Raw genomic sequence first — 20,615 nt, forward strand, 5'->3', positions numbered from 1 at the left:
GTAATTATTTAGTTCATCGTCTCTACAAATGCATTGGGTGGTGGTGCAAGATTCGTCATATTCATAGGCTGAATCGATTCTATATCTGCATTTTCATCTGCCACACCTCTTCTTTTCTGTCTATTTTCAGAGTTCTGCGTTTTAGTTGTTGGCATTAAAAAAACCGTTTGATATCCCGCATATTCAGGTTTAGCCATTTTATTTGTGGGATGATTCGCCGGATATTTCCCCATATAGATTCTAATTCCCACATTTTGCAAGTTTTTTTCCTTCGCATTTTCTTTTACATATTTAATGTAGCCTTCCATTTCTTCAATAGAAAACCAATACCATCGAGAATCTGGGTTTCCGTTTCGTGATTGCATAAGAACTTTATTATTGGTCGCAGAATATTCATCAAAAAGAACCCTCGCTTCTTCATGAGTAATCAGTTTCTTTTTATAACTGTCATCAACAGGAGGTTCTGGTGGTGGTGGAGTACAACGAATAACACTCAATAAAAAAACAGTTGAAAAAAGTACGCTCAAAAACGAACTTAAATCCTTAAACAAAATTGAAGTTTTCATCTTTTATAATTTATAAGGTTATGTAACAAAAGTAGTTATAAGCCCAATTACAAAAAAGAGGAAAAACACTCTTTTTTATATTGATCTAAATTTTGAATAATACATAATATAAAGTTAGTTGAAATCTCGTTCAAAAGAAGAGATAAATTCAGATAATAATTCACTGAATTTTTAGAATTAAATTGAATTTGAAATAAAAGAGAATCTTGAATTTTTGCTTTAACAAAAAGTATATAAAACAAAAAAGACTGTTAATCAATGATTAACAGTCTTTCTATGTACCCCAGACGGGACTTGAACCCGTACATCCGAAGATACAGGATTTTAAGTCCTGCGTGTCTACCAATTCCACCACCAGGGCGTGATGTGAGCGAAAAACGGGACTCGAACCCGCGACCCCAACCTTGGCAAGGTTGTGCTCTACCAGCTGAGCTATTTTCGCAATAAAGTAGTGCGGATGAAGGGACTCGAACCCCCACGCCTCACGGCACCAGATCCTAAGTCTGGCGTGGCTACCAATTACACCACATCCGCATTATTATTGAGTTATTTTAAAGAACTTGTTTCGTTTTTGTGAGTGCAAATATAGGGCAATTTTCTTTACTTCCAAACCTTTTTGAAAAAAAAATTAATTTTTTGTAAAATTTATTTCCGTGTTGCTTTATTACATTTCAATTTACTACTTTTACAAAGTTAATATTTACGATATGGAATTACAAGGAACAGTAAAGAAAATCACTGATGTTCAAACATTTGCGAGTGGTTTCCAAAAAAGAGAAATGGTTATTCTTACACAAGAGCAATATCCACAGCCAATCAACATCGAATTTTTACAGGATAAAATAAATTTGCTGGATTCTTTGAAAGAAGGAGAAAATGTAAAAGTAGGCATCAACATCAGAGGTAGAGAATGGGTTTCACCACAGGGAGAAACTAAGTATTTCAACTCTATTACAGGATGGAGAGTAGAAAAAGTTTTGGATAATGGTTCTGAACCTACCCAAGCTTCTCCGTCTCACTCTGCAGCTCCGGTTTCAAATGACAACCCTTTTGCTGGTGACGATGATGATGATTTACCTTTTTAATCAGAAATAAAATCAAATACTAATCCTGCTTTTTGAAAAGTGGGATTTTTTTTCTCATAATGGTTCGATTAGACGAAAACGAAATATCATTTCCCGATCCTGCACAGTATGACGGTCACGAAGGCATCATCGCTTTCGGTGGTGATCTGTCTGTAGAAAGAATCTGGTTTGCTTATCAGAATGGTATTTTCCCTTGGTTTAATCCCGGTGAGGAAATTCTTTGGTGGTGTCCTGATCCCAGATTTGTGCTTTTTCCTGATGAGTTGAAAGTTTCGAAATCAATGAGAAAAATTTTAGATAAAAAAGTTTTTACCATTACCGAAAACCAGAACTTCAGAGAAGTGATAAAAAACTGTCGCGAAATCAACCGTAAAGGGCAGGAAGGAACCTGGCTTTCTGATGAACTGATGGAAACTTTTAATACACTTCACCGTTATGGGCTTGCCCGAAGCGTAGAAGTCTGGCAAAATAATGAGCTCGTTGGCGGACTTTACGGCATACTAATCGGGAAAGTTTTTTGTGGTGAAAGTATGTTTGCAAAGGTGAGCAATGCTTCCAAAGCAGGATTTATTCATTTTATAGAAACCCACCAAAACGATCTTGAACTGATTGACTGCCAATCTCACACCGAACATCTGGAAAGTCTGGGTGCGAGAATGATTCCTAAAGAAGATTTTTTAAAAATTTTACACCAAAACAATGAACGCAGATAAAGAAAAATGGCTTCTTCTGATTTTACTAAGTGCCATTTGGGGCTCTTCATTTATTTTAATTAAAAAATCCTTAGAACATTTCAGCCCTTATCAGGTGGGAGCTTTAAGAGTTTTAATTGCCGGAATCATCTTAATGCCCGTCGCTATTTCAAAGTACAAACTTTTCCCTAAGAAACATTTGAAATGGCTAATTTTAGCAGCTTTTACAGGGAATTTCGTCCCAATGTTCTTATTTCCTATTGCCGAAACAGAAATCAGCAGCAGCATCGCAGGAATCATCAATTCTATGATGCCTATTTTTGTCATTATTGTAGGCGCATTAGTTTGGAAATTTGAAACCACAAGAAGACAGATGACCGGAGTTTTTATAAGCTTTACCGGAGTTTGTTTGCTTGCTTTTGGGGGAGACGATAATACTCAGTTTAAATTATTCCCTATACTTTTGCTTCTTTTGGCAACATTATGTTACGCAATGAGTACAACAACCGTAAAATCAAAGTTAATGGATGTATCATCCACTATTTTATCGGCATTTGTATTTTCTTTCGTTTTATTTTTACCTTCAGTAATTGCTTTACTTTCCACAGGTTTTGTTTCCGAATTCACTTTCAGCAAAGAAAGTATGATCGGATTAGGATTTGTAAGCTTACTCTCTGTTTTCGGAACCGGATTGGCGATGATGATGAATTATCGATTATTGAAAGTATCCACTCCACTTTTTGCATCCACCGTTACTTTGCTGATGCCGATTGTTGCTATTATTTGGGGCGTTTTAGACGGTGAAAAACTAACGACTTTGCAATTGGCAGGAACAAGTATCATTATTGCCGGTTTAATCTTTTTAAGAGCCAAAACAACGGTGAAAAAATAGCCGATATAACTTTCCTATTGCTCATTTAATCTTTAAAATTAATTTAACGCAAAGTCCGCAAAGTTTTTTTTCGCTGTTGAAAATATTTTTCGTTCGCAAAGACGTTTCACTCAGCAAAGAAAGAAGATTCAAAAAAAAATCCCGCATTACTGCAGGATTTCTTATTTTAAGTAAACGTTAAAAATTGGCTTCAGGAAATTTCAAAACTTCTAACTTCCATCATCCAACATCAAGCTTATAAATTCTTCTTTTTAACCTTTGCTTTAGCTTTCTTCACCTCGTCTTTGATATACGGATATTTTTTCTGCATATCTGTAATCAATGAAGGATCTAGCTCCAAAGCTTTTTCCAAAGATTCACTGCCTTCTTCTTTATTATTTAGAATAAAATTACAGTTACTCAACTGATAAAACAATTCTGCTCTGTAATGATGCTTCAAGGCCAAATTTAAAACTGTAACAGCTTCTTCATATTCACCAACTAACATCAAAACTTCAGAATAGGCATACCAATTGTAAAACCTTGAAGGTTCAGCATCTACCAGTTTTTTCAAACAAGAAAGGCTTTCTTCAAATTTACCTGAATCAATAAACAAAAATGCCAATCTTTTCTGATAATCAAGGTTGCTGTCATTTAACAATGTTGCTTCTCTTGCAAAATGCAAAGCTTCAGGCATTCCGCCCATTTCTTCATAAAGATAAGACTGCTCCATCATCGCAAGATAAAATTGAGGATCTTCTCTTAATGATTTCTGAAAAGCATTTAAAGCAATGATTGGCTGTTTTAAAGCTTTGTGACACAATCCGATTTTATAAAAAGTAAATGCTTTTGTATATTCCAACTCCAACATTTCTTCGTATACTTCAATCGCTTTATGATACTGATTTAAAGCTTCATAACAAGCTGCTTTGCTCGCATAAACTCCAACTGCGCTGGAATTGATCGCTAACATATAATCGAAACCTTTGATGGCTTCTTCGTAATTTTTTCTATTGAAATAATATTGCCCATACTCGCTCCATGCAATTTCTGAATACGGAAAATCATCAAGATAACCGTTCAGAAAAGCTATCGCTTCCTCACTCTTATTCAGATCATTAAAGCACACCATAGCGTTTTCCAAAGAATATTCATCCATCGGATCTTCTTTGAGTGCTTGCTGATAATGTTTAAGAGCGTTAAAAGGATCTCCAAGATTCACATATTCGTCTGCAATAAAGTTATTGAGGAAGTTTTCTTCTTCCTTCAGTTCTAGGGCTTTTTTGCAGATTTCGATGGATCTTTTAGGGTTTCCTAAATTCGAATAATATTTGGCATAGCAAACCAAAAAGTCTGTATTCTCCATAGAAGAACCTTTTAACTCGTTGATTAATTCTTTTGCCATATTATAATCTTCCCATTCTAAAAGAACCTCCAGTTTTTTAATCTTGATTTCTAAAGAATTGGGATGGAGTTTCAGACCAAAATTAACCGCCATATCGGCATAATTAAAGTCTCCAAGCTCCAAATAATAAACAATAATGTCTTCTAACTCTTCTGTATCGAAGTAGAATTCATCATTATTTTCCATCATTTCTTCGAACTTTTTTACCAGTTCATTTCCAAAATATTCTTCCAATATAAACGAGTTTAAGATTTAAGACCAGAGATATGAGATATACAAATACTCGCTTCTGAAAATCTTATTACTATAAAGTTAATAAATAATTTTTTTAAAATGATGAATTTAGTTTGAATATTAAATCAAACTTTTGATCTTTGCGATCATATCATCACCCAATTTATCGGCTTCTTCCTGAGATTTAGCCTCTGTATAAATTCTGATAATCGGTTCTGTATTCGATTTACGAAGGTGAACCCAATTGTTTTCAAAATCTATTTTTACGCCGTCAACCATAGAAACCTCTTCATTTTGATATTCTTTTTCCATTTTAGTTAAAAGATCATCTACATTAATTTCCGGAGTCAGCTCAATTTTCTTTTTACCCATAAAATAGCTTGGATAGCCAGCTCTCAGTTCAGAAACTGTTTTGTTTTCTTTTGCCAAGTGCGTTAAAAACAAAGCAACTCCCACCAAAGAATCTCTTCCGTAATGAAGATCAGGATAGATAATTCCACCGTTTCCTTCACCTCCGATTACAGCATTTTTTTCTTTCATTAAATTCACCACATTCACCTCTCCTACTGCACTTGCAAAGTATTCTGAATTGTGGGTCTTCGCAACATCTCTCAAAGCACGGCTTGAAGAAAGATTTGAAATTGCTACTCCATTTTTATTTTTCAATAAATAATCTGCAACGGCAACCAAAGTATATTCTTCACCAAACATTTCTCCCGTTTCATCAACCAGAGCTAATCTGTCAACATCCGGGTCTACAACAACACCAAAATCTGCATTTTCTTTCTTTACCAGTTCACAAATATCTCCTAAATGTTCTTTCAACGGTTCAGGATTGTGAGGAAACTGTCCGTTTGGTTCGCAGTATAATTTAATTGTTTCGCAACCTAATTGATCCAAAAGCATAGGAATTGCAATTCCGCCTGTAGAATTTACAGCATCTAAAACGATTTTATATTTTTTAGCTTTAATTGCTTCTACATCAACCATCGGCAAATCAAGAATCTTCTGAATATGAATATCAAAAGCATCTTCTCTGGTTTCATACTGACCTAAATCATCAACTTCAGCATAGTTGAAATCTTCGCTTTCAGCCAAAGCTAAAACTTCAGCCCCGTTTTCTCCGTTGATGAATTCTCCTTTTTCATTTAATAACTTCAATGCATTCCATTGTTTTGGATTGTGAGAAGCCGTTAAGATAATTCCACCATCTGCATTTAATTCAGGAACCATTACCTCAACAGTAGGAGTTGTAGAAAGTCCTAAATCAACCACATTAATTCCCAATCCCTGTAACGTTGCTGTTACTAAAGAATTGACCATCGAGCCGGAAATTCTTGCATCACGACCGATAATCAGGGTTAAGTTTTTTTTATTTTTATTATTCTGAAGCCAGGTTCCGAAAGCAGAAGCAAATTTTACAACATCAAGCGGTGTTAAGTTATCACCAACTTTTCCACCAATCGTTCCGCGAATTCCCGAAATACTTTTTATTAATGACATTTTTTATATTTTTAATTTTCTGATTATTAACACGATGCAAAGTGCATCTTTAATTCTAATAATTCAAAAAGTATAGATTATTTTTAGTTTAAATTTTCCGTTTGCAAAGATACTGAAAAGACAGTTAACTCAGAGTAGCGGAATTTTTTTCTGAATTTTATTATAATTTCTTTCTACCACTTTTGGAGGCGGAAAGCGATAACCGATGTACAGAAGCCCATAAGTATTATTATTTTCTACCGTAGAATTTTCTTTTTCGTCATAAGCTGTCGCATTAAAATTAAGTTTTCCGCCAAAAAGAAAACGGTCAGAATTGTATCCTATATGCAAACCTCCAGAACTTTTTACTGTTACATATTGCTCATTTTGCTTTGGCCCTCTTGTTCCATTATCTAAAGTATCTTTAAAGCTTGTAAATTTTCCTCCAAAACCTACAGTTAAAAATGGAGCAATATTCACTTTTTCGGCAATCACCCAGTTATAAAAATATCCGATGTTTGCCCCGAAATTATACTGATATTCTTTACTTTTCAAACCATCAATGGTATTTCTGAAAACTGTAAAGTCATAATCTAAAAACGGAACCCAGCTTCCTTTGCTGTTTTTTTGCCATTCACCTTGTGTATAAAGGCTTTTTAATGAAAAATCTTTCTTTAAAATATACGCTGTAGACCCACCAAAAGTCTGAACTCTTAAATCAGGAAATTTAATATAAGGATCTCTGTCTTTTTGCCAACCCGGAATAAGATCCTGCATATTTTCAATATAAAATCCTTCTACATTTTTATAATACGCAGCCTGTATAAACCTATTTGGGAAAAATCTAAAACTGAAATCGGTGTAAGAACTGTTTCCTTTTCTTTCGTTGTCATTATTTCCGGGGAAAAATCGAGGTGCAAAAGACAAAGTAGCACTTATAATCCTGTAATCAACAGACAAGGAAGCTTTTGTTTTATTATTGATAGAAAGTATGGTTTGATTTAAATTTTCTTCGCCACCTTCAGAAAAAGTATAGTTTTCTATATTCGTATCAAAGTTTACACGAATCATTACCTGATCTGCGTAAGACTTTATTTTTGTGCTATCTGTTTGTGCTTTAGAATAAAAACCAGACAGACAAAGAAAAAAAACAGAGACTGCTTTTGAATTCAAATTGAGATTAAGTTTTAAGAAATGAAATTACTACAAATAATTTATAACAATCGAAAGAATTTATTTTTTTATGAAAATTCAAATTAGAAATAATTTATACCTTTGTAAAAAGCAGATTATGAATACGATAATAGTACATCCTACAACACCCGAAGAAACTAGCTTTTTAGAAAATCTTTTAAAAAGAATGAAGTTTTCCTTCGAAAAAGTTTCTGAAGAAATTATAACTGTTTCTCCCGAAGAATTAAAATCTATTAATATCGGTATTGATGAAGCTAATGACAATAAATTAACTGACAGCGCTGATGTTCATCAAAAAGCTCGAGCATTATGTTCAAAATAAAATGGACTCCTGAAGCAGAAAAACTATATTTTGAAACATTAGAATATTGGATTAACCACAATAAGTCTAATAATTATTCTTTAAAAATAATTGCAGAGGTGGAAAGAAAAGAGAAATTACTCTCTAATAATCCTTTTATTGGCGCAATAATTTTCGGAACAAAGGAAGAAATAAGAAGAGTTCTGGTTTTAGAAAACTTTTCTATTCATTATAGGGTAAAAAAATCAACTGTTGAGATTTTATCTTTTTGGGCAAATAAAAAAGACAGTCCATTTTAATTTATAAAAATCCTTTTCTAAGAACATCCGCAATCTTTATCACATCCAGATCTTTTGGAGCTGAATTTCTTTGGTGAAAAATTTTTCCTGATAAATCTATACAAAGAATAGCAGGCAAAAAGCACCAAAAGTGCAATAATGATATATTGAAAAATTAATGAAGAATCCATTTTACTTTAAAATTTGATAAGCTATCAACGACACAAAATATGCCAAACCGGTCATCATTGCCACCTGAAAGCCAGTCCATTTCCAGCTTTTGGTTTCTCTGTAGACTACTGCAAGTGTAGAAACACACTGCATTGCAAATGCGTAAAACAACAACACCGAAACTCCTGTGGCAAAATTGAAGACTTTTTCGCCATTCGGTTTGATATCGTGTCTCATTTTATCGATTACTTTTCCTTCCGGAGCATCGTCATCCAAACTGTATAAAGTAGACATTGTTCCTACAAAAACTTCTCTGGCTACGAAACTCGTCAAAATTCCAACACCCATTTTCCAATCATAACCAAGCGGTGCAATTGCAGGTTCAATAGCTTTTCCCATTTTAGCAAGATATGAATGATCTAGATGAACATCGCTTGCAACAAACTCATTTGGAGTTTGTTTCGGACCGAAATAACTTAACACCCAAATAATGATACTTACAATGAAGATAATCTTTCCGGCTCCTGTAATGAAGTCCCAAACTTTTCCTAAAACCAGTTTAAAATCGTAACCGAAAAGAGGTTTTTTATATGTCGGCAAATCCATCACAAGATAAGTTTTACCATCTTCTTTAATGAAGTTTTTAAGAATTGCCGCCGATAATAAAGCTACAAAAAACCCTAAAAGATACATTCCTAAAAGCACCAAAGCTTTGTATTGAATTCCAAAAATTGTGGCATCAGAAATAATTAAGCCAATAATAATACTGTAAACCGGAAGTCTTGCAGAACAAGTCATAAACGGTGTTACCAAAATCGTGAGTAATCTTTCCTTTAAATTTTCAATATTTCTGGTAGAAATTACTGCAGGAATCGCACAAGCTGTTCCTGAAACCAATGGAACAATACTTTTTCCATTTAATCCAAATGGTCTTAAAATCCTGTCCATCAGGAAAACCACTCTTGCCATATATCCTGAATCTTCCAGTAAATAGAGGAAATACAGAAGGATCCCGATTTGTGGCGCAAAGATGATAATTCCTCCTAAACCAGGAACAATTCCTTGAGAAACCAAAGAATTAAGTGGTCCTTCCGGAAGATGTTCACCTGCAAAATTAGAAAGCCAAGCAAAAGCTTCGTCGATCCAGTTCATCGGATATTCTGCCAAAAAGTAAACACACTGAAAAATAATTAAAAGGATAAACAAGAAAACGACATATCCCCAGAATTTATGTACAAGAACTTTGTCTAATTTCTCTGTTAAAAGTTCTTTAAACTGAGCTTTTTTAGTAATAACATCCGCTAAAATCTTGTCAACATTCTGATAGCGTCTTACGGTTTCCTGAACCTGTAATCTTTTCGGAACTATATTTTTTGATTCTGAATCTGAATTTTTTCCAAGCGTAAAATTAATCCAAGATTGATACTCATTCTCTGAGTTTTTATCAAGAAGATTTTTATGCTCGGCAGGAATTTCAAAACTCGGTTTTTCAGAAGTCACAAAATCATTGGTGAAAACAGCTTCTTTAATTGCTTCTATTCCTATCTGTTCTTTTGCATTGGTCTGAATAACTTTAATATTCAATGCCTGAGACAGTTTTTCAACATCAATGTGAATTCCTCTTCTTTCCGCCTGATCGATTTGATTTAAAACCAAAATCATCGGAATTCCAAGATCCTGAATCTGCTGGAATAACAAAAGACCTCTTTTAATGCTTAATGCTTCCAGAATATAAACGACTCCTGAATAGTTTTTTTGTCCGTCAATAAGAAATTTAGAAAAAATTGCCTCATCTTCAGAACTCGGATAAATACTGTAAGATCCGGGAAGATCTACAATTTCAATCTCCTCGTTTTTGTAAGAATAATTCCCTGAGTGGCTTGATACGGTAACACCCGCATAATTTCCCGTTTTTTGCTTTTTGTTTGATAAAGCGTTAAAAACGGTTGATTTTCCTACATTCGGGTTTCCTACTAAAAGTATCTGTTTTTTATTATTTTCCTGCATTAATCAAATCTTCTACAATGATAAAATCTCCTTCTTCTTTACGCAAAGCAATACGGCTTTTTTCATCGCCAAATTCAATGTAAAGGGGGCCGTTAAACGGTGCCTGATAAAGAATTTTAAACAGAGTCTCGGGAAGAAGCCCCATTTCTATAATTTTGGTCGGCATTTTTAGGTTATCATTATCATAGTCTACTATTTTCCCAATTTTATTTTTTGGAAAGCTGCTTAATGTATGTAATTGAATATCCTTCAAGACCCTAATTTTTTGTGACTGCAAATATAGTTATTTAAATTTAATCTAAATAACGTTGGTTTTCATATTTAAAGGCAGTTAGATTTATATTATTTTCAATTTTTTGATACAAAAAACCCAAACACATCACTGCATTTGGGTTTATTTTAAATATAATTTAGTTGATAAGGATCTTATTTTTTGTCTTTTTCTTTACCTACTTTTTCAAGATTTCCAACACTTATAGAACTTGCTTTTTCTATAGGATTGTCATTTGCGTTATAGAAATCTTTATACATTTTTTCCTGCTTTTTTATCATATCTCCTACAGTACCATCGGTTCCCGGCATTGGTTTAGACATTATTTCTTGTGACATCATTGGTCTTACCGAAGCAAAAGGATCTTTTTTGAAGTCATTAAAAGTTTTTTCAAACTTTTCTCTCGTTAATTCTTTTGGTTTTCCGCCTGTAGCCTGCATTAAGCCTTCAATGTAAGAAAACTCGCTGTATTCTTTTACTTTTTTATTACCCTGTAATACCCAAGAATAATTTTTGTCGGCATCTTCAATTTTTACAATTAAGCCAGGAAGTCCGCTGAATTTATATGGTCCATCCTGAAAAGGAAGATCTGAAGAGAACCATGCCGTCCATTTTCTTCCACCATATTCAGTCGTAGCTTTTTGAGCATTATATTCGCCAATTTTTTGTTTTTCGTCTGAGATTTTCCAGTTAAATTTCAAGTCTTCAGTGTATGCAATATTTACGGGAGTCATTCCATTCGCTACTTTATCTACATACTCCACTTTCATACTTGGGTAAAGTTTGTGAATTCTTGCCGAAAATTTCGGCGTTTTAAGAGATTTTGAAAGATCTTTAAAAGTACCCGCTTTTTGCATTGCTTCCATCTCTATTTTCATAATAGAATCTTGAGAAATTACCGTGTAATCCTGATAAACAGATCTGTTTTTATCTGTAATATCCAGTACGGTAATTACTTTATCAATCTTGGTAGAATCTTGTTTTGGTTTGAAACTCAATTCGTAGAAAAAACGGTTTGAGCTTTCTTTTGATTCCTGTGCATTTGCAGCAAAAGCAAAAACAGTAACAAATAGTATTGAAAATATATTTTTCATTATATAAAAGGTTTACTCAATTAGTTTACATTAGTTATATTTTGTTACAGATTTTATCAAACAAAATTATAATTCATTTAAAAAAAAATTTTAAACCTCCAATAATTAAATCGAAAGATTCTCTATAACCAGGTTTTCGCCACTTACAAAAAGGTGATAATGTGACCACGTTTTATTCAAGGTTTCAAAAAAGATTCTAGAGGTATCTTTCTGCATGGAATCATGAAGCTCAATAACAAGAATTTTGACTTTAGGTAGCCAATTTTCGTAATTTTTAGAAAAGACTTCTTTCTCACTGCCTTCTATATCCATTTTTAATAAATCAATTCTATCAAAATTATTTTCCTTAATAATTGTATTGATACTTATTGCTTCAATTTTACCGTTTTCATTGTCTTCTACCACTTGAATTCCCCATTTTGAAGCGTCTTCATTAATGATTTTTAGTTTAACATCATTACTCCAGAGACCTTTATGCAAGACCTTTACATCAGAATAGTTTTTAAGGTTTTTCTCTGCCATTAGAAAATTATTATCATCAGGTTCAATTGTTATGATTTGGGCATCTGGGAAATTATTCTTCATTAAAACACTAAAAAGCCCCACATTTCCTCCTGCATCTATTATAATCTTAGGATTTTTGTATTGATAGGGCATATATTGTTTTTCTATAAAAACCTGTTTAAAAACATCGATGTCAGATTCTTCATTTTTTCTAAGATTGATAGGATGTTTTATTCCATAAACATGAATGTTATCTAAGTTAGAAGATGAAAGCTTTTTATAAAGCCTATACCCTTCTTTGAATCCGTACTCATTGTAATACGGTAAAAAATTTTTAAATTTTAAATATATTTTTTTTCTCATCTATTCGATTTTTTTTTGCTAAAGTAAAATTTTTCTTTTTAAACCTTCATCAGTTTTACTATAAACTTATAATATTTATTACGTTTAGAATAATTTATAAATGGTTGAATTTGAAAATTCAGTATCAATTTTTAATCTTTTATAAAAAATAATTTTTCACCCTTTTAAAAGTTTTAAATTTAAGCTCACCTTAAAAAATATTATATGGACACCTTAAAACAATTAAGAGACGAACTTGAAGCCGAGTATCAAACCACAAAAAGCTTTTTAGAAATCTATCCTGATGACAAAAATGACTATGCTCCACACCCGAAAAGTATGAAAATGATGCATCTTGCCACTCACATTTCGGAAGTTTTTGGATGGCCCGGATTTATGCTGAATTCTTCAGAACTTGATTTCGCCAAAGGCGGAATGGAACCAAAGCATCTTACTACAAAAAATGAACTTTTAAAGGTTTTAGAAGAAAACCACAAAGCAAGTCAGGAAGCATTACAAAAAGCATCTGAAAACGACTTAGAACCAAGATGGGCTTTAAAAAATGATGGTCATGAATTGGCTTCCTGGACGAAATATGAAGCGATTCGTCACAGTTTAAATCAGATTACGCATCACAGAGCACAATTGGGAGTTTATTACAGACTGAATAACATTGACCTTCCCGGAAGTTATGGTCCTACGGCAGATAATCCAAATTTTTAAATACGCATTAACTATTTTAAAACAAAAAACCAATCTCGATGAGATTGGTTTTTATTATTTATTTAAAGTTGAATTTTACTGTAAACATAACTTGGCTTGGTCTGAGTAATATTCTTGTATAAGAAATATTTGTAGTATTAATATCGTACGTTTCAAATACTTTTTTATTTGCAATATTCATCCACTTCACTTCAAAGTCAACTTTCTTTTTAGACCATGAAAATTGATATGAAAGATCGTAGAATCCATTACGATATTTTTCATTGGCAGCATTTGTATTTACTTGATCCCAGTTGAATCCTATTGTATGATTTTCGATAGGATACAAGAATAAACCTAAGTTATGGGTGAAACCAGTTCTTGCCGCATCAGAATTTACTCCTCCTATACTTGTTTGGTCTGTTCTAGAGAAACTCGCATTATAATCTACACTCATCCAACTGAAATATGTATTGTTGAATTTTACACCAAAAGACTGGCTGTTATTTTTATTTGTAAAAGATGCATCATTCAGAAAAGCATCAGACTTTGATGTATTATTACTATAGCTAATTGATGCGTTGGTTTTAAATTTGGGGAAATACTTTCCTATTTCTGCATTATAACCGCTGCTTACTATATTGTTGTCTTGCTCTATATATTCCATTACTGAATATCCTCCAACAATTGTTGGGTTCGAAATCAAGTTTCGCTTCGCATCAGAAAGTCTATAACCAACATTGAAAAATAAATTATTTAGAGGATTACGGTATTCCAACCTAGCTCCTGCAGATTTATTATTATTTTCAGGAATTGGATTATCTGCTGCCATTGCATTTAGCCCCGTTGGAGATACCATTAATAATCCTGAATAAGCAGTATTCACTTCACCAAAATTATTGCTGATGTTACCATTTAATGATGCTTTAAAGAATGAAGCAAAGTTATACTGTGCAAAAATATTGGGTTCGAAAGTAATTTTATTTACAGATTTTGAAACCGTTCTTAAAGGATCTTCTGCATTGATATTGTTTGAGTTTACCGGAACATTAGCATAAAGCATCCAAGAATCACTCTTATAATTAATTCCTACACTTCCGTATGCAGTAGCAGTTGTATATTTAAGATCGTTATCGAAAGCAGATCCATAACCAAATACGTTCCCATTTTGATAATTTGTAAGAGCAGATCTAAGATCTGTCGATTTATAGTTTAAACCGATTTCAGGAGTGAAAGTCCATCCCTTAGCAGAGAAACCAATATTTGCAGAATGATTGGCTTCAAATGTTTTCAACTGTAAATTTTGTCTTACAGATTCTGCTGCACCTCCTGGGTTAAAACCTGGGATATTAAGATATGAAGCAGGAGTAATATCTAATTTCTGACTGTCATTTTGGTAACTGATAAATGACTGTACATTCACCATTTTCTCTTTCCATGGAATAATTGTGCTTAAAGAGTTCTGGAAAGAAGAAGTAGGAGACTCCAACGCTTCTCTACCATTTCTGCTAACTAAATTATCCGTTCTATCTACAACCGCTCTGTCAGCATTCCAAAACTGTGAGAAGCTCGTTGTATTTTTAAAGAAGCCTTTCTTAGCATTTTTTGTGAAAATTAATTCTCCTTTAAGTTTATCTGTGAAAAAGTTGTTTAATATATTTTGTGTAGTACTGAATGCAGGTGTTTTTGCTGTCGCAAAATAGTCTACCTGACTGTAAGATTCTCTTTCAACAGCATTATTTGTATAATTAGCATTTGCTTTTAGCTCCCATTCTTTTTTCTTATCAATATTGGTTAGATAATTTGCTGAAAGATAATGAACATTATTAAACAAATATCTTTTCACAGGAAGATTAGGAGTGCTTGCATTTTCTACATTCAGCCAATCATTTTGAGACGCGTTTATTCTTCTTCCTTCAAATCTATTTCCAAAAGCTAAAATATTTCCTTCATTTTCTACCTGCTCTCCCATATTGTTGGTCTTATAATTCACAACCCATTGTTGCTTTTTACTGAAAAACATAGGAGTTAATTTTACATTCCAAAGCCATGGATCACCAAAACCAGAACCGACTTCACCTCTACCCGTCATTGTTACGGATTTTTTAAGTTTAATATTTATGGCAGCTGCATCAGAAGGAATTTTTCCCTGTAACATTTTTACAGGTTGATGATTTTCTAAAACTTCAAGTTTTGAAATCGCATCTTTCGGTAAAGAATTGGTAATCGTTCCATAACCTCCTTCCATCAAGTCTTTCCCTTCAACATAGAATTTATTGATTGCGTTCCCTTGATATAGAATTGTTCCATCAGCATTTACTTCAATACCCGGAATTTTCTTCATAATATCAGCCAAAGTACGGTCGTTCTTATTGTCGAAAGCTTTCAAATCATAAGAAATGGTATCTCCTCTCGAAGTAATCATTTTGGTTTTAAGCTGTACTTCTTTGATTTCTGTTGCTTCAGATTGTAATTTGAAAGAAAGCGTCTGATCGCTGTTGCTGATCTGTTTTGTAATTGGTTTTTGGTTAAAAGCTTTTACTTTTAGATCTACATTCGATTCTGAAGAAGTAAAAGAAACTTTGTATTCTCCTTTAGAATTGGTAATTCCGTAGGCAAGAATTGCATCTTTTCCGGGTTCTTCAATCGTTACACTTGCGCTTGGAATCGCAACACCATCTTCGTCGGTAATTTTTCCGGAAACAGTTTTTTGTGCAAACGTAATCACGGATAAAAAAACCATCAGGAAAAGGTAAATTTTTCTTTTCATATATATTAATTTATTTTTTTAACGGTAACATATGGAATCGCAATACTTAGATTCATGATGGTATTTTACCAATCACAGCGATTTCATAATTTATTATTTGAGTAATTAGTTAGTTATTAATGTTTTTTGTTACACTTTAATAGAGATATAAATTTTAGATGATAGTTAAATTAGTTTTTTATAACTACAAACATAGTTATAATTTTAAATAATAATTCTCCTATATTTATATTTTATAAAACTTTAACGTTATGAGGTTTTTAAATACACTTAAAACAATAAATAAAATCACTAAAAAGTGAACAGTTGTTAAAAATAAAGTGAAATAAAAAATGATCCCGAATTTTTAAATCCAGTTTAAAGTAATTATAAATCTAATTTCGACTCAATTAAAATGTGATTAAGGTCATAGATTAAAAATATCTTAATTTATTTTCCGTAAGTAAATATTTAATAATTTTGTAACATTAAACTATAAAAAAATGGGGGTTATTCTAAAGCCTATAGATATTGTTGACGATATTACTCAAGAAGAGTTTCGTGAGAAATATCTGATACCAAGAAAACCAGTTGTGATAAAAAATATGGCCAGAAAATGGCCAGCCTATCAAAAATGGACCATGGATTATGTAAAGGAAGTGGTAGGAGACGTTACAGTTCCCCTATATGACAGTGCAAAAGCAGATCCTGCCGCGCCAATCAATACTCCTACAACGGAGATGAAATTTTCAGATTATATCGATTTGATACAGAGAGAACCTACCGATTTAAGAATTTTCTTTTTTGATCCTATCAAACGTGCCAACAAACTACTTGAAGACTACATTTCTCCTTCAGAATTAATGGGTGGATTTTTAGATAAATATCCTTCTATGTTTTTCGGTGGAAAAGGTTCTGTAACATTTTTACATTACGATATCGATCTAGCTCATATTTTCCATACTCATTTTAACGGGAGAAAACATGTGTTACTTTTTGAATATAAATGGAAAGAAAGGCTTTACAAATTACCTTATGCAACCTATGCTTTGGAGGATTTTGATATTTCTAATCCTGATTTTGAAAAATTTCCGGCTTTAGACGGTGTGGAAGGAATTGAATGTTTTCTGGAACATGGTGATACTTTATTTATGCCTACAGGATGGTGGCATTGGATGAAATATCTGGATGGAAGTTTCTCACTTTCGCTTCGTGCGTGGGATAAATCCTGGGCTGTAAAAGCCAATTCTTTATGGAATCTTACCGTTCAAAGAAATTTTGACAATATCATGAAAGGCCAATTCAAAAAGAAATACATGGATTGGAAAGAGAAAAAGGCTGTAGAAAGAGCCAATTATGCTTTGAAAAAGGGTTTGCCTAGAAAATAGAATAGCTTTTCATTTCCATGGTCAAAGTGATTTTTGATTTTAATAAAATTTTATTTTGCATAAAAAAGCCCCTAAATGTTAATACTTTTAGGGGCCTATTTTCTTTATATCTTAATTAAAAAGCATACCAACGCCCACATTTATTAACGCAAAATGGTTCAAAGTCAGGATCTGTGGTAGAAGCTTGAATGCAGGCTGCCTCGGTAGTGTAATAAGGTCTACCTGATCCCCACCAAGATGCACATTCTGGAGTAATACCTCCTTTAATTGATTTTAAATTTTCTCTTGAGATTTTGTTTAATTTTTTCATAATGATTTTGTTTAATTTTCCTACTCTATACGGTTTTCGGATACCCCGATATTAATACACTAATATATGAAATATATTATAACAAAATCAAAAAAAAAATTTTATTGATAGTTTTAATTATACTATTCGTCTTTATTATTGCGAAATGTATTTAATATCTACAAAATTTGTCAGCCAAACATTATTTTCAGAAAGATAAAATTCTATCCCATCATCAAACATTTTTTCTGTATTAATGGTTAGAATAACCGATTTTCCGTGACGCATCCCGACTTTAGTAGCCGTTTCTATATCCTGACTCAAATGAACGTGTTGTCGGTTTCTTTTTTCAATTCCTTTTTCAAAAATGGAATCGATATTACTTTGAGCCGTTCCATGATATAAAAATTCAGGTGGTTTTTGTGGAATTAAAGCCAGATTAATATCAATAGAATGCCCTTGATTTGCTCTGATACTGGTTTTATCTTCATTAAAAATAAAACGTTTTTTATCGTTGGTTTCCACAATTTCGTTCAATTCTTCAAAGGTAAGTCCTTGATAAGAATCTCTCTTTGATTTTATGATTAATTCATCAACATTTGCCCATCCATTTTCATCTAAATTCAAATTAATGAGTTCGGGATGATGCCTGAGAACATAGCTCAGAAATTTGCTTGTTTTTTTCTTATGTTGCTCGGTCATTGTTTGTGTTTTTTATTTCATTAATTTATTTTCTAATTTTATACAGAGCCCTTCAATATCCTCTTTCCTAACTAAAACATCAATCCATTCTTCAGGAATATTTTCAAAACCATAATAAATTCCTGCAATTCCGCCTGTGATTGCCCCGGTTGTATCGGTATCTTCTCCTAAATTGACTGCTTTCAGAACTGCTTCAGAATAACTTTCAGAATTTAGAAAACACCATAATGAGGCTTCTAAACTTGAGAGTACATATCCCGATGAACTTATTTCTTCTTCCTCCAAAGTGTGTAATGGATCTATGTCGTATTCACCAACTTTTAATTCTAAAATTCTGTGGAATTTATCCATTTCATTTTGAGAACAAATAGGATTGTTATCCAAAAATTCACGAACTGTTTTCTGCATGGCTTTATAAGCTTCCCATTTATCCTTTTCCTTCAAAATTTCCAAAGCAAATTCCAGATAAATAAAACAAGCCAGAACAGAACGAATATGGCCATGTGTAATGCTGGAAACATCTTTTACAATATCAAAACGCTTTTCAATCGGAAAATCTTTAATGTAAAATAATAACGGTAAAATTCTCATTAAAGAACCATTTCCATTATCAAATTCACTTGTTCCGCCGCATAAAGTCGGGGATGTTCCTTTACTGATTCTGTGAATGGCCTGTGAAGTGGCTATTCCAATATCAAAAACACTTCCATGTGGTGTCCAGACTTCTGCATTGTACCATTTCAAAAACTTTAAAGCTATATCTTCCAAATCATATCCTTTGCAAAGGCTATCCGCAAAACACAGCATTAAAGAACTGTCATCACTCCAAGTTCCAATCGGTTGACGATGAGTTCCAAAAGCTCTCATTGTTGTAACTGGTGATCGTTTCAGTTGGTCACAGCTTCGGAATTCTACCGGAACACCTAAAGCATCACCGATACAAACTCCGAAAATCCCTGCTTTTACAATGTTTTCCATTAGGCAAGATTTAACAATTTATCATACAATAATTTCATTCCTTTGGTTGCGGTTTCCTTCATTACAACAGCTCTTTGTCCATATCCAAAGCCTGTTTCATTAGGATTTATGACAATTAAAAGACAATCATCTTTAATATCATGAAGCAATCCTGCAGCCGGATAAACCTGCAAAGACGTTCCGATTACTAAGAAAATATCTGCTTCCTTTGCTTTTTTCGTTGCTTCATTCATCAATGGAACATCTTCCCCGAACCAAACAATAAAAGGTCTCAATTGAGCTCCGTCTTCCGCTTTATCACCGATATTGATGTCTGTTTTTTGTTCGTAAATCAAATTTTTATCATTGCAAGAACATGATTTGAACAATTCCCCATGAAGATGAATGATATTGGTAGAACCCACCCTTTCGTGCAAATCATCAATATTTTGCGTGATGATCTGAACATCGAAATGCTTTTCTAAATCAGCAATTAATTTGTGGGCATCATTCGGTTCCACTTCATGGAGTTGGCGACGTCTCTGATTGTAAAATTCCAATACCAAAGCTCTGTCTTTTCGCCATCCTTCCGGACTTGCCACGTCGGTTATGCTATGATTTTCCCAAAGACCATCTCCGTCTCTGAACGTTTTTATTCCGCTTTCGGCACTGATTCCGGCGCCGGTTAATATCGTTAGTTTTTTCATTTGTTTAATTTTTATCTCTCGCAGATTTAGCAAATTATGCAAATCTTTTTATCTGCTCAATCGAATTAATCTGCGAGATTATTTAAATTCGGAATATTTAAATTCATTCCAATAATTTCTTATAAATCTCTTCATTTTCGTCATCAAAACAGACAAAAATAATTTTTTCTATGACTTCTGATTTGAAATTCTTCACCTCATCAACAGCAATTTTTCCAGCTAATTCTTTTGGAAATCTGTAAACTCCTGTACTGATATTTGGAAAAGCAATTGTTTTTATCCCTAAGCTTTCAGCCATTTTTAATGAATTTATATAGCAATTTGCTAGTAGTTTTGAACCTTTTTCTTCATTGTCATTCCAAACAGGACCGACTGTGTGAATTACGTATTTCGCAGAAAGATTTCCGGCTGTGGTTACAACAGCTTCTCCTGTTGTGCATTTTCCTTGTCGGTTTCTGATTTCAATACATTCATCTAAAATCTGTTTCCCACCTGCGCGATGAATCGCCCCATCAACTCCACCTCCTCCAAGTAAGGACGAATTGGCAGCGTTAACAATTACATCTGCTTGTATTTTGGTGATATCTCCTTTTATTAATTCAATTTTCATCGAGATTGTTAGTT

21 protein-coding genes and 3 tRNA genes are annotated in these 20,615 nt (G+C 33.1%); 7 read left to right on the top strand and 17 right to left on the bottom strand.

The annotated features are described in order from the left end of the window. Window positions 1-8: 8 nt before the first annotated feature. The 4 genes from BUR17_RS11420 to BUR17_RS11435 form a co-directional block, all read right to left on the bottom strand. A complete protein-coding gene (locus tag BUR17_RS11420; RefSeq protein ID WP_074230508.1) occupies window positions 9-566 on the bottom strand; it encodes a hypothetical protein in 558 nt (185 codons plus the stop codon). A 279-nt stretch (window positions 567-845) separates the two neighbouring features. Next, window positions 846-927: transfer RNA gene (locus tag BUR17_RS11425), tRNA-Leu, on the bottom strand. An 8-nt stretch (window positions 928-935) separates the two neighbouring features. Then, window positions 936-1,008 (bottom strand) — tRNA-Gly (locus tag BUR17_RS11430). 10 nt (window positions 1,009-1,018) lie between these two features. Continuing rightward, a tRNA-Leu gene (locus BUR17_RS11435) sits at window positions 1,019-1,100 on the bottom strand. A gap of 173 nt (window positions 1,101-1,273) precedes the next feature. Here BUR17_RS11435 and BUR17_RS11440 point away from each other — a divergent pair. From BUR17_RS11440 to BUR17_RS11450, 3 genes are read left to right on the top strand one after another with little or no spacing between them, the layout of a single operon-like run. Next, complete coding sequence (locus BUR17_RS11440) at window positions 1,274-1,651, top strand: DUF3127 domain-containing protein (protein ID WP_074230509.1); 378 nt, start codon at window positions 1,274-1,276, stop codon at window positions 1,649-1,651. A 59-nt stretch (window positions 1,652-1,710) separates the two neighbouring features. Beyond that, window positions 1,711-2,364 (top strand): leucyl/phenylalanyl-tRNA--protein transferase, encoded by a 654-nt coding sequence (aat, locus tag BUR17_RS11445; protein WP_074230510.1) that lies wholly within the window; start codon window positions 1,711-1,713, stop codon window positions 2,362-2,364. Next, window positions 2,351-3,235, top strand: coding sequence for a DMT family transporter (locus BUR17_RS11450; RefSeq protein WP_074230511.1), 885 nt, complete (start codon window positions 2,351-2,353; stop codon window positions 3,233-3,235). The genes aat and BUR17_RS11450 overlap by 14 nt, the downstream gene beginning before the upstream one ends. A gap of 235 nt (window positions 3,236-3,470) precedes the next feature. Here BUR17_RS11450 and BUR17_RS11455 read toward each other — a convergent pair whose 3' ends face one another. The 3 genes from BUR17_RS11455 to BUR17_RS11465 form a co-directional block, all read right to left on the bottom strand. Continuing rightward, window positions 3,471-4,853 (bottom strand): tetratricopeptide repeat protein, encoded by a 1,383-nt coding sequence (locus tag BUR17_RS11455; RefSeq protein WP_074230512.1) that lies wholly within the window; start codon window positions 4,851-4,853, stop codon window positions 3,471-3,473. 120 nt (window positions 4,854-4,973) lie between these two features. Beyond that, entirely contained in the window at window positions 4,974-6,356 is a 1,383-nt protein-coding gene (glmM, locus tag BUR17_RS11460; RefSeq protein ID WP_074230513.1) for a phosphoglucosamine mutase, read from the bottom strand. A 129-nt stretch (window positions 6,357-6,485) separates the two neighbouring features. After that, complete coding sequence (locus BUR17_RS11465; protein WP_074230514.1) at window positions 6,486-7,508, bottom strand: DUF4421 family protein; 1,023 nt, start codon at window positions 7,506-7,508, stop codon at window positions 6,486-6,488. Window positions 7,509-7,626: 118 nt separating this feature from the next. On the opposite strand from BUR17_RS11465, the gene BUR17_RS11470 reads away from it, so the two are divergent. Next, the gene (locus BUR17_RS11470) at window positions 7,627-7,851 is read left to right on the top strand and encodes a hypothetical protein (RefSeq protein ID WP_123873385.1); all 225 of its coding nucleotides are present in this window, start codon (window positions 7,627-7,629) and stop codon (window positions 7,849-7,851) included. Next, entirely contained in the window at window positions 7,839-8,129 is a 291-nt protein-coding gene (locus tag BUR17_RS11475; RefSeq protein WP_074230516.1) for a type II toxin-antitoxin system RelE/ParE family toxin, read from the top strand. Before BUR17_RS11470 ends, BUR17_RS11475 begins: the two co-directional genes overlap by 13 nt. Window positions 8,130-8,300: 171 nt before the next feature. Here BUR17_RS11475 and feoB read toward each other — a convergent pair whose 3' ends face one another. The 4 genes from feoB to BUR17_RS11495 form a co-directional block, all read right to left on the bottom strand. Then, entirely contained in the window at window positions 8,301-10,286 is a 1,986-nt protein-coding gene (gene feoB, locus BUR17_RS11480; RefSeq protein ID WP_074230517.1) for a ferrous iron transport protein B, read from the bottom strand. Continuing rightward, on the bottom strand, window positions 10,273-10,539 hold the full coding sequence (locus BUR17_RS11485) for a FeoA family protein (RefSeq protein ID WP_143747575.1): 267 nt from the start codon (window positions 10,537-10,539) through the stop codon (window positions 10,273-10,275). Before BUR17_RS11485 ends, feoB begins: the two co-directional genes overlap by 14 nt. 173 nt (window positions 10,540-10,712) lie before the next feature. Then, window positions 10,713-11,651, bottom strand: coding sequence for a GLPGLI family protein (locus BUR17_RS11490; RefSeq protein ID WP_074230518.1), 939 nt, complete (start codon window positions 11,649-11,651; stop codon window positions 10,713-10,715). 105 nt (window positions 11,652-11,756) lie between these two features. Next, entirely contained in the window at window positions 11,757-12,518 is a 762-nt protein-coding gene (locus BUR17_RS11495; RefSeq protein ID WP_074230519.1) for an FkbM family methyltransferase, read from the bottom strand. A 204-nt stretch (window positions 12,519-12,722) separates the two neighbouring features. Here BUR17_RS11495 and BUR17_RS11500 point away from each other — a divergent pair, with 204 nt between their 5' ends. Beyond that, complete coding sequence (locus tag BUR17_RS11500; protein WP_074230520.1) at window positions 12,723-13,220, top strand: DinB family protein; 498 nt, start codon at window positions 12,723-12,725, stop codon at window positions 13,218-13,220. A 58-nt stretch (window positions 13,221-13,278) separates the two neighbouring features. Here the strand turns inward: BUR17_RS11500 and BUR17_RS11505 are convergent, their stop codons facing one another. After that, a complete protein-coding gene (locus tag BUR17_RS11505; protein WP_074230521.1) occupies window positions 13,279-15,969 on the bottom strand; it encodes a carboxypeptidase-like regulatory domain-containing protein in 2,691 nt (896 codons plus the stop codon). A gap of 482 nt (window positions 15,970-16,451) precedes the next feature. Between BUR17_RS11505 and BUR17_RS11510 the strand changes: the two genes are divergently transcribed. After that, window positions 16,452-17,336, top strand: coding sequence for a cupin-like domain-containing protein (locus BUR17_RS11510; RefSeq protein ID WP_074230522.1), 885 nt, complete (start codon window positions 16,452-16,454; stop codon window positions 17,334-17,336). Between the two features lie 115 nt (window positions 17,337-17,451). Here BUR17_RS11510 and BUR17_RS11515 read toward each other — a convergent pair whose 3' ends face one another. The 5 genes from BUR17_RS11515 to BUR17_RS11535 form a co-directional block, all read right to left on the bottom strand. Next, the gene (locus BUR17_RS11515; RefSeq protein WP_074230523.1) at window positions 17,452-17,646 is read right to left on the bottom strand and encodes a hypothetical protein; all 195 of its coding nucleotides are present in this window, start codon (window positions 17,644-17,646) and stop codon (window positions 17,452-17,454) included. Between the two features lie 135 nt (window positions 17,647-17,781). Further along, a complete protein-coding gene (locus BUR17_RS11520) occupies window positions 17,782-18,327 on the bottom strand; it encodes an RNA 2'-phosphotransferase (protein ID WP_074230524.1) in 546 nt (181 codons plus the stop codon). Between the two features lie 12 nt (window positions 18,328-18,339). Continuing rightward, the gene (locus BUR17_RS11525) at window positions 18,340-19,305 is read right to left on the bottom strand and encodes an ADP-ribosylglycohydrolase family protein (protein WP_074230525.1); all 966 of its coding nucleotides are present in this window, start codon (window positions 19,303-19,305) and stop codon (window positions 18,340-18,342) included. Further along, window positions 19,305-19,991, bottom strand: a complete 687-nt coding sequence (locus tag BUR17_RS11530) for an SIR2 family NAD-dependent protein deacylase (protein ID WP_074230526.1) — start codon at window positions 19,989-19,991, stop codon at window positions 19,305-19,307. The genes BUR17_RS11525 and BUR17_RS11530 overlap by 1 nt, the downstream gene beginning before the upstream one ends. Window positions 19,992-20,094: 103 nt before the next feature. Beyond that, entirely contained in the window at window positions 20,095-20,601 is a 507-nt protein-coding gene (locus BUR17_RS11535; RefSeq protein WP_074230527.1) for an O-acetyl-ADP-ribose deacetylase, read from the bottom strand. Between the last annotated feature and the right edge of the window lie 14 nt (window positions 20,602-20,615).

The organism is Chryseobacterium scophthalmum, assembly GCF_900143185.1.
Taxonomy (GTDB): domain Bacteria; phylum Bacteroidota; class Bacteroidia; order Flavobacteriales; family Weeksellaceae; genus Chryseobacterium; species Chryseobacterium scophthalmum.

Bases quoted from the DNA above. Each gene is read 5' to 3' on its own strand.
- BUR17_RS11420 (WP_074230508.1), bottom strand. From the start codon at position 566: ATGAAAACTTCAATTTTGTTTAAGGATTTAAGTTCGTTTTTGAGCGTA.
- BUR17_RS11440 (WP_074230509.1), top strand. From the start codon at position 1,274: ATGGAATTACAAGGAACAGTAAAGAAAATCACTGATGTTCAAACATTT.
- aat (WP_074230510.1), top strand. From the start codon at position 1,711: ATGGTTCGATTAGACGAAAACGAAATATCATTTCCCGATCCTGCACAG.
- BUR17_RS11450 (WP_074230511.1), top strand. From the start codon at position 2,351: ATGAACGCAGATAAAGAAAAATGGCTTCTTCTGATTTTACTAAGTGCC.
- glmM (WP_074230513.1), bottom strand. From the start codon at position 6,356: ATGTCATTAATAAAAAGTATTTCGGGAATTCGCGGAACGATTGGTGGA.
- BUR17_RS11470 (WP_123873385.1), top strand. From the start codon at position 7,627: ATGAATACGATAATAGTACATCCTACAACACCCGAAGAAACTAGCTTT.
- BUR17_RS11475 (WP_074230516.1), top strand. From the start codon at position 7,839: ATGTTCAAAATAAAATGGACTCCTGAAGCAGAAAAACTATATTTTGAA.
- feoB (WP_074230517.1), bottom strand. From the start codon at position 10,286: ATGCAGGAAAATAATAAAAAACAGATACTTTTAGTAGGAAACCCGAAT.
- BUR17_RS11490 (WP_074230518.1), bottom strand. From the start codon at position 11,651: ATGAAAAATATATTTTCAATACTATTTGTTACTGTTTTTGCTTTTGCT.
- BUR17_RS11495 (WP_074230519.1), bottom strand. From the start codon at position 12,518: ATGAGAAAAAAAATATATTTAAAATTTAAAAATTTTTTACCGTATTAC.
- BUR17_RS11500 (WP_074230520.1), top strand. From the start codon at position 12,723: ATGGACACCTTAAAACAATTAAGAGACGAACTTGAAGCCGAGTATCAA.
- BUR17_RS11505 (WP_074230521.1), bottom strand. From the start codon at position 15,969: ATGAAAAGAAAAATTTACCTTTTCCTGATGGTTTTTTTATCCGTGATT.
- BUR17_RS11510 (WP_074230522.1), top strand. From the start codon at position 16,452: ATGGGGGTTATTCTAAAGCCTATAGATATTGTTGACGATATTACTCAA.
- BUR17_RS11515 (WP_074230523.1), bottom strand. From the start codon at position 17,646: ATGAAAAAATTAAACAAAATCTCAAGAGAAAATTTAAAATCAATTAAA.
- BUR17_RS11520 (WP_074230524.1), bottom strand. From the start codon at position 18,327: ATGACCGAGCAACATAAGAAAAAAACAAGCAAATTTCTGAGCTATGTT.
- BUR17_RS11525 (WP_074230525.1), bottom strand. From the start codon at position 19,305: ATGGAAAACATTGTAAAAGCAGGGATTTTCGGAGTTTGTATCGGTGAT.
- BUR17_RS11530 (WP_074230526.1), bottom strand. From the start codon at position 19,991: ATGAAAAAACTAACGATATTAACCGGCGCCGGAATCAGTGCCGAAAGC.
- BUR17_RS11535 (WP_074230527.1), bottom strand. From the start codon at position 20,601: ATGAAAATTGAATTAATAAAAGGAGATATCACCAAAATACAAGCAGAT.